Origin of the sequence: Arthrobacter sp. zg-Y238, from assembly GCF_024385525.1 — a bacterium.
GTDB classification, from domain to species: Bacteria; Actinomycetota; Actinomycetes; order Actinomycetales; family Micrococcaceae; genus Arthrobacter_B; species Arthrobacter_B jinronghuae.
In genome coordinates, this window is sequence record NZ_JANFLU010000008.1 from 201,591 (window position 1) to 208,774 (window position 7,184).

Annotated in this window: 5 protein-coding genes and 1 pseudogene; all 6 read left to right on the plus strand. The window is 64.9% G+C overall.

All coding sequences use genetic code 11. The features are described 5' to 3' along the window. The first annotated feature begins 72 nt into the window (after nucleotides 1-72). The 6 genes and pseudogenes from NNX38_RS08625 to holA all read left to right on the plus strand — a co-directional run bounded on the left by NNX38_RS08625 (nucleotide 73) and on the right by holA (nucleotide 6,887). Nucleotides 73-1,023 carry a carbohydrate kinase family protein gene (locus NNX38_RS08625; RefSeq protein WP_255797615.1) on the plus strand — a complete coding sequence of 317 codons (951 nt, stop codon included), beginning with the start codon at nucleotides 73-75 and terminating at the stop codon, nucleotides 1,021-1,023. 103 nt (nucleotides 1,024-1,126) lie between these two features. Further along, nucleotides 1,127-1,306 (plus strand): annotated as a pseudogene (locus tag NNX38_RS16915) (DeoR family transcriptional regulator); the annotation flags it as partial. 93 nt (nucleotides 1,307-1,399) lie between these two features. After that, nucleotides 1,400-1,945: a DeoR/GlpR family DNA-binding transcription regulator gene (locus NNX38_RS08635; RefSeq protein WP_255797617.1), complete on the plus strand. Its 546-nt coding sequence runs from the start codon at nucleotides 1,400-1,402 to the stop codon at nucleotides 1,943-1,945. 142 nt (nucleotides 1,946-2,087) lie between these two features. Continuing rightward, nucleotides 2,088-2,888, plus strand: coding sequence for a helix-hairpin-helix domain-containing protein (locus tag NNX38_RS08640; RefSeq protein ID WP_255797618.1), 801 nt, complete (start codon nucleotides 2,088-2,090; stop codon nucleotides 2,886-2,888). A 433-nt stretch (nucleotides 2,889-3,321) separates the two neighbouring features. Then, on the plus strand, nucleotides 3,322-5,652 hold the full coding sequence (locus NNX38_RS08645) for a ComEC/Rec2 family competence protein (protein ID WP_255797619.1): 2,331 nt from the start codon (nucleotides 3,322-3,324) through the stop codon (nucleotides 5,650-5,652). Nucleotides 5,653-5,849: 197 nt separating this feature from the next. After that, complete coding sequence (gene holA / locus NNX38_RS08650) at nucleotides 5,850-6,887, plus strand: DNA polymerase III subunit delta (RefSeq protein WP_255797620.1); 1,038 nt, start codon at nucleotides 5,850-5,852, stop codon at nucleotides 6,885-6,887. The last annotated feature ends 297 nt before the right edge of the window (nucleotides 6,888-7,184 follow it).

A 7,184-nucleotide genomic window follows, 5' to 3' on the forward strand; every position in this document is an offset into this window, starting at 1 on the left:
ATCTGCCCGCTAGGCGATGAAGGGCTGTACCAGAAGTCAAATGGATCTCTGGACCTAATTGATGGAGGAATGATGACGTCTCAAGTGATTTCAATGGGTGCACACATTGCCGACGCGCTCGGCTGGCCGTTCACGTCCGTACCGCCTGGCCAACGCCTCGAATTCATGGAGCAGATCAAATTTACTGTGGCCGGCACCGCCGCTGCGCCAGCGGTGAACCTGGCCAAGCTTGGTGTTGAGGTTGGTGCCGTCGGTCGGATCGGCAACGACACCATTGGTGACTTTGTTCGTTCCACCATGAACAGTTACGGGGTCAACACTGACAATTTGGTGGTCGATGCAAGGAGACAGACCTCCGCAAGTCTTCTGCCGATTCGCCGTGACGGCTCACGCCCGGCGCTCCATGTTATCGGCGCCAATGCGGGCCTGACTGAAACAGATGTTCCCTGGTCAATCGTTGAAAAGGCTCAGATTTTCCATCTTGGTGGTGCCTTTATCCTGCCGGGATTGGATGGTGCCCCTATGGGGCGGGTCCTGAAGCGAGTGAAGGAACTCGGCCTAACCGTCACCATGGACTTCCTGATGAGCCCGCGGGATGACGCCCAAAGGGTAATTGGTCCGTCCTTACGATATGTGGATTACCTCATGCCCAACATCGAGGAAGCCGGGTGGTTGGTCGGTACCGAAGATCGCCAAGAGATCATTGAATGGCTGCACACCCAAGGCGTGGGGCACACTCTGCTAACGATGGGCGGCGGCGGGGTGAGTGTCGCGGCCAATGGTGACAAGGAAACTGTACTGCCCGCTTACGACATCAGCGTCGTGGATACTACTGGTTGTGGAGACGCATTCAGTGCCGGGCTGATTTCCGGGTTGCTCGACGGCCTGGATGTCATGGGTGCAGCGGAACGGGGATTGGCTTGTGGCAGTCTCGTCGCGACTGGACTGGGATCAGATGCCGGAATTGTGGACAGGAATCAAGTCGCCAAATTCCAGCAAACCCAGGCCAGACTGGCTGCCTGAGGCTGCCCCGCCAGCCGGCGCCCTTTGGCGCATAGGGCGAGATAAAATGACGTGACGAACGGAAAGGACGGGTGTTGAACGTGCAGACAATCCACCCAACAACATGATTGATGCCCTAGACCACGATGCCCAGTCCCATGACGCTCATCACCCCAAACCTCGCAGTAAGGCTGCCCGCCTCAGCCTCATCGGCGAGGTCGTAAATCAGCGTGGATTTGTAAGCGTCGATGACCTTACTGAGCAGCTCGGGGTTAGCCGCATGACGGTACACCGGGATCTCGATGAGTTGCAGCGCGTCAGCGCGCTGCGCAAGGTTCGTGGGGGTGCGTCTGTCCACCGATCGACGCAATTTGAAAGCGACGTGCAGTTTCGCGCAATGAGCGCGGTTGAAGAGAAGAAGAAAATGGCACGGGTGGCTGTGGAACTCGTCTCCGAAGGCGATGTCGTGATGGTGGACGACTCAACAACGTCACTGGAGGTCGTTCCGCTGCTAATTGGCCGATCTCCGCTGACCATAATCACCAACTTCATGCCTGCTATGCAGCAGGTAACTAATAATCCGGATGTGCACCTCATCGCTCTTGGGGGCGAGTACGTGCCGCGATACCAGTCGTTCCTGGGCCTCATGTGTGAGCGGAGCATTGCCGACCTCTATGCAGACGTTCTTTTTGCATCATCTTCCGCAGTGAGGGGGCTCGACGTGTACCACCAGGACCAGCAAATCGTCACTGCGAAAAGGGCCATGATGGCTGCTGCGCAAACAAGAGTCCTCATGGTAGATCACAGTAAGATTGACCATGGAGCGTTGCACCGTTTGGGCGGTATTGATGAATTTACTCATGTAATAGTGGACGACGAAGTCGACGCGATTGTCGTGAAGAGCTTCGAAGACGCGGGCGTCATAGTGCTGGTTGCTAGCTGACGCAACCGGTTCGGGCTAAGGCGTCGCAAGATAGACCGTCCGGTCCTCCACACGCCGGCTTTAGGCCGCGGACAGGACCCGGTCCTCCACCTGTCCGATAGTGAACACGGGACCGGACAGCCGGGATAGCTACCTTTGGGCCATGGCACAACACCGTTGGGACACCGTCGACAGCCAGGACGCTGACGGCCCCGGGCCCTGGGATCGGGACCTTGAAGAGCCGCGGCGTCGGTGGGCCTTTTCCCTGCCTGCGGCGGTCCTGGCAGTTTGCATGATGCTGGGCTGCGGGCTGGCCATCCTGGTGCTGCGCGACCGGGAGCCTGTTCCGGTGGCCAGTGTCGGAATGTCCCCGCCCGGCACTGCTCCCTCGCCGCTTCCTGAAGCGGGGAGCAGCAATACCGTTACTCCGTCTACTGTTCCTTCCGCTGCGTCGGCGCAGGTTCCGTCCGGTGCAGCCGAGCCGAAGGCGGGCACAGCAATGATCATGGTCCACGTCGCCGGGGCTGTGCAGCATCCGGGGGTGGTGCGGCTGGATCCGGGCAGCCGGATCGTTGATGCGGTGGAGGCCGCCGGGGGAACGGCGCCGGATGCCGACCTTGCCAGAGTGAATCTGGCTGCGGTCGCGGAGGACGGTGTGATGGTGCTAGTTCCGCGGATCGATGAGAGCGCGTCGGGTCTCGAAGCCGGCAGCCCGGGAGGCAACCCGGCCGGCGGGAGTCCCCCCGCTGCGGACGGGACGGGTGCGGCTTCCGGCAGCGTCAACCTGAACACGGCGGACTCCGCCCAGCTGCAAACACTCCCGAGGGTCGGGCCGGTGCTGGCTGAACGGATCATGGCGTGGCGCACCGAGCATGGGAGGTTCAGCCGGCCGGAAGACCTGGACGCAATACCGGGAATCGGTAAAGCAATGATGGCGGCATTGCTTCCACTGGTCATGGTCTAGCGGGTACCGGATGGCCCGGAGCGAGAGCAGGTGGTCACGATATGTGGCCTCGGCGCTGAATCCCGGCGGCCGCGGCTCCGACCGGCCGGAAGACGGGGAATCTGAGCCGCCTCTAGGGATCACTGTGGCGGGGGTCCGGACGACAGAGGTTGCCGTGGCAGTGCGGACAACCGGAGTTAACCGGGCAGTGCGTGAAGCCTGGAGCAATCGTAAGGCCGCGTCAGACGCATCGCCGCCGGAGCCCCTCCGCGAGCTTCGGCTCCTGCCTGCCGCAGCGGCGGTATGGGCGGCTGCCGTAGCCGTTCTTCGGGTGCCCATGCCCGCGGGCTGGGCCTTGGCTTGTTTGGCGGCCGTCCTAGCGGTCCTTATGCTCCTGACGGCCTCCCGCGTAACCGGGGGAACTGCCGCGTTCCTCCGCGGCACGGCTGTTCCCATGGCCGCAGCGGCCCTGGTCTGTGCCAGTGCGGCCGGCAGCTTGGCCAACCGTACGAGCGGCCCTATTTCGGAGCTCATCACAGCCGAAGCCGTGATTACCGCGGAACTGCGGGCCGCCTCAGACGCACGACCGGCAGCGGCGGACCGATTCACGGGAAAGCCGCGATATCTCATCGACGCCGTGGCGGAATCGGGCGCTGCGGACGGCCAGCGGTTCGGCGCTTCGGCAACGCTCCTGGTTGTCGGCGGGGAGGATTATGCCCCCATCAGGTTGGGGGACAGGTTCAGCAGTGCCGGTTCCCTGCAGGCCCTCCCTGCAGGGGACAGGAACCTTGCCCTCCTGCGGGCTGCCGCTCCGCCCGACGTCACACCTGCCGAGGGGTGGTACGCCGCAACGGCAGGACTCCGCGGTGCCTTCGTCCAGGCGGCCGAAGACCGGGGTGCGGACGTCGAGGGACTGCTTCCGGGCATGGTGCTCGGTGACCGGGGCGGCCTCGATCCCGCCTTGGAGCAGGCGATGAAGAATACTGGCCTGACCCATCTGACAGCTGTCTCGGGCGCCAACTGCAGCTATCTGCTGGCATTCATCTTCCTGGGCGCCCGGGCGCTGCGGATGCCCCCTGCGCCGGCGGTGCTGCTGGCCTTGACCGGGCTAGTTGCGTTCGTACTCCTTGTAAGGCCGGATCCCAGCGTGCTGCGTGCAGCGGTAATGGGCGGGCTGGGCGCCCTCGCCGTGCTCTCCGGACGAGGACGTCTGTCGGCAGCACTGCTCTTCCTATCGATCTCCGTACTGCTGTGCGTGGATCCCTGGTTGTGCGGAAGCTACGCCTTCATCCTGTCGGTCTGCGCGACGTTGGGGCTTATTGTTTTGGGACCCCATCTGGTGCGGGTGCTGTCGATGCGTCTGCCCCGCTGGTTGGCAGCGGCCCTGGCCATACCCGTCGCAGCCCAGCTGTTTTGCTCTCCGGTCCTGGTGCTCCTGCAACCTCAGCTGCCGGTGTATTCGGTCCCTGCGAATCTGGTGGCTGCGCCCGTCGTTCCTGCCGTGACCGTTGCCGGGATGCTTGCCGTCGCACTGGTGGGTCTTGCTCCTTTTCTGGCGGCGCCGCCGCTTCTGCTTGCGGCTGCCGGAGCCTTGTGGGTGGCTAAAACTGCCCGGTTCTTTGAGTCCGTTCCCGGTGCATTGGTGGCCTGGCCGGAGGGCAGCCTTGGCGTGGTGCTCATGGGCGTGTGTGCGGGCGCATCGGTTGTTGGAATCCTGTATCTCTCGCGGCGCACGGCTGGCTGGGTATTCCCGGGACGGGCGGAAAGGGCGAACGGGGAAGAACAGGCGCCAGAGGCGAACGGGGAGGGCGACGCGAACAGGCGCGCCGGGCCCCGGCGCCGGGCTTCGACGGCAAACCCGCGGGGAGGCTTCGCGGGGTGGTATTTGCCCCGTCGGCGCTGGGTAGCGGCAGGTGCAGCCGCTTCGCTGGTCCTGCCGGGCGGCGCGGTCCTTGCTGTCCGTGCACTGCAGGGAGAACCGGACCAGGAAGATGAGTGGATGCTGGCCGCCTGCGACGTCGGGCAGGGGGACGGGTTTGCCGTCCGTGCTGGTCCGGACAGCGCGGTGGTGATCGATGCCGGCGGAGAGCCCGACCCCATGGATGCCTGCCTTGACCGGCTGGGGGTGCGGACCGTTGAGTTCCTGGTGTTCACTCATGCCCACCTGGACCATTACGGCGGTGCTGCCGGAGTGCTTTCCGGACGGTCCGTGCTGCAGGTGGGCTACTCGTCGGCGGAGCGTGAACTGCCGGAAGAACTGACCGGGGTGTTGGCCGGAACGGCAGCACCCCGGACACGCCTGGCCCAGGGGATGGCCGGAACGGCCGGCCTCGTGCAGTGGGAGGTCCTCTGGCCGCCCGCTCCGGACAGTGCGGTGCCTGCTGCCGGAGACGGGGAGGAGAACAACGCCAGTGCCGTCCTGCTGGTGACTGTCGGGGGTCCGGGCCAGGGGGAGCGGCCGCTGCGGATACTGTTCACCGGTGATGCCGAGGAGGAGGCCGCCGCAACGATTCTCGCAACACACGCCAATCTTCGTGCCGGCGTCGACGTGTTGAAGGTAGCCCACCATGGGGCACGCAACGGCGGTGAAGGCTGGATCCGTGCAGTCCGACCGTCCCTGGCACTGATTTCCGTTGGTGCCGACAACGAGTACGGGCACCCGGCACCTGAAATCCTGACGCAGCTCAGGGCCGCCGGCACAGCGGTGGCGCGCACCGACCAGCACGGCACAGTAGTGGTGGTGCGTGAAGGCAACGGTCTTGAGGTCCAGAGCCTCCCGCCGTAGAACCTGCAGTGCCCGTAGATCCCGTAGAACCCGCAGCGCAGAGGATCGGGAGACACGGCCGCCGCAGGCCGAAAAATTGGCCGCGGACCGGGACCGTGGCAATCTTGGAGGGAGGCTATCCGCGGTGCGGGTACCTTTCAATCCTTTACCCCCGGCAGGCCGAAACAGGCCGCCGCACAATCCCAGGAGCACCAGCTGTGAATCCGGCAGTCCCTTCCAAACGCAGCTCCGCAAGCAAGTCCTCCGCAAGCAAGTCCTCAGCGACGGTCTCCTGGCGCGAGGTCGAACCAGCCCCGGTGGTCCTGCTGGCAGGCCCCGAGGACTATCTGGCCTCCCGGGCCCGGGACCGGCTGCGCGGACTGCTCCGGGAGAAGCAGCCCGACACGGAACTGGTGCACTTCGACGCTTCCACCTATGTCTCCGGGGAACTCACACTGCAGTCGAGCCCCTCGCTGTTCGGGGAAGCCAAACTTATCGAGGCCGTGAATCTCGCGTCGATGAACGAGGATTTCCTCACCGAAACGCTGGCCTATTTGAAGGATCCGTCTCCGGATGCCGTTCTGGTGCTGCACCACGCTGGCGGCAACCGGGGCAAGAAGCTGCTGGATGCAGTTAAGGCTGCCGGAGCGCCTGTCGTCGAGTGCCAGCCCTTCAAGAAGGATGCTGAGAAGCTGGACTTCGTCACTTCGGAGTTCCGCACTGCCCGCCGCAGAATCGACCCGGGTGCGGCCCGGGCGCTGGTAAACGCCGTCGGGTCCAGCCTCTCCGAACTTGCAGCCTCCTGCCAGCAGCTGATCAGCGATTCCACCGGCGAGGTCACCGAGGAACTGGTAGAGCGCTATTACGGCGGGCGGGTCGAGGCCACGGCCTTTAAAGTTGCCGACGCGGCCCTGGCCGGCCGCGCGGCGCAGGCGCTGTCCATGCTCCGGCACGCGCTGGACACCGGAGTGGATCCGGTGCCGCTGGTTGGCGCCCTGGCCATGAAGGTCCGCGCAGTGGCGCGGGTGGCCAACCTGCGTGGATCCTCCGCCTCGATGGCCAAGGACCTGTCCATGGCGCCGTGGCAGGTGGACAAGGCGCGGCGGGATGCGCAGCGGTTTACCTCGGAATCCCTGATCGAAGCCGTCCAGGCCCTCGCCGAAGCCGATGCACAGGTCAAGGGAGCCGGACGGGACCCGGTGTATGCCGTGGAACGGGCCGTCACCGTCATCGCACTGGCGGCGTCCGGGCGCTAGCGGCGGCTGCCCGCAGGCCCGCATTGGTCAGCCGGTATGCGCCCGCTTGGCCCGGGTTGGTCGGGCGGTATGCGCCCGCTCGGCCGGCGTTGACTCAGCCGGCCTACACCCACTCGGCCCGGGTTGGTCGGGCGGTATGCGCCCGCTCGGCCCGCGTTGGCTCAGTCGGCCTATTCGGACCGGCACACCACGCTGGCCGGAACAGTCCGGACGCGCCGGTTAAAACACAGCGTGGGCGGGGCCGCAGGACCCGCCCCCCCTTGGTACTCTTTTATTCGGGGGTGGGGGTTTGGGGCC

Coding starts and splice junctions, on each gene's coding strand:
- NNX38_RS08625 (WP_255797615.1), top strand. CDS start 73: ATGACGTCTCAAGTGATTTCAATGGGTGCACACATTGCCGACGCGCTC.
- NNX38_RS08635 (WP_255797617.1), top strand. CDS start 1,400: ATGAGCGCGGTTGAAGAGAAGAAGAAAATGGCACGGGTGGCTGTGGAA.
- NNX38_RS08640 (WP_255797618.1), top strand. CDS start 2,088: ATGGCACAACACCGTTGGGACACCGTCGACAGCCAGGACGCTGACGGC.
- NNX38_RS08645 (WP_255797619.1), top strand. CDS start 3,322: ATGGCCGCAGCGGCCCTGGTCTGTGCCAGTGCGGCCGGCAGCTTGGCC.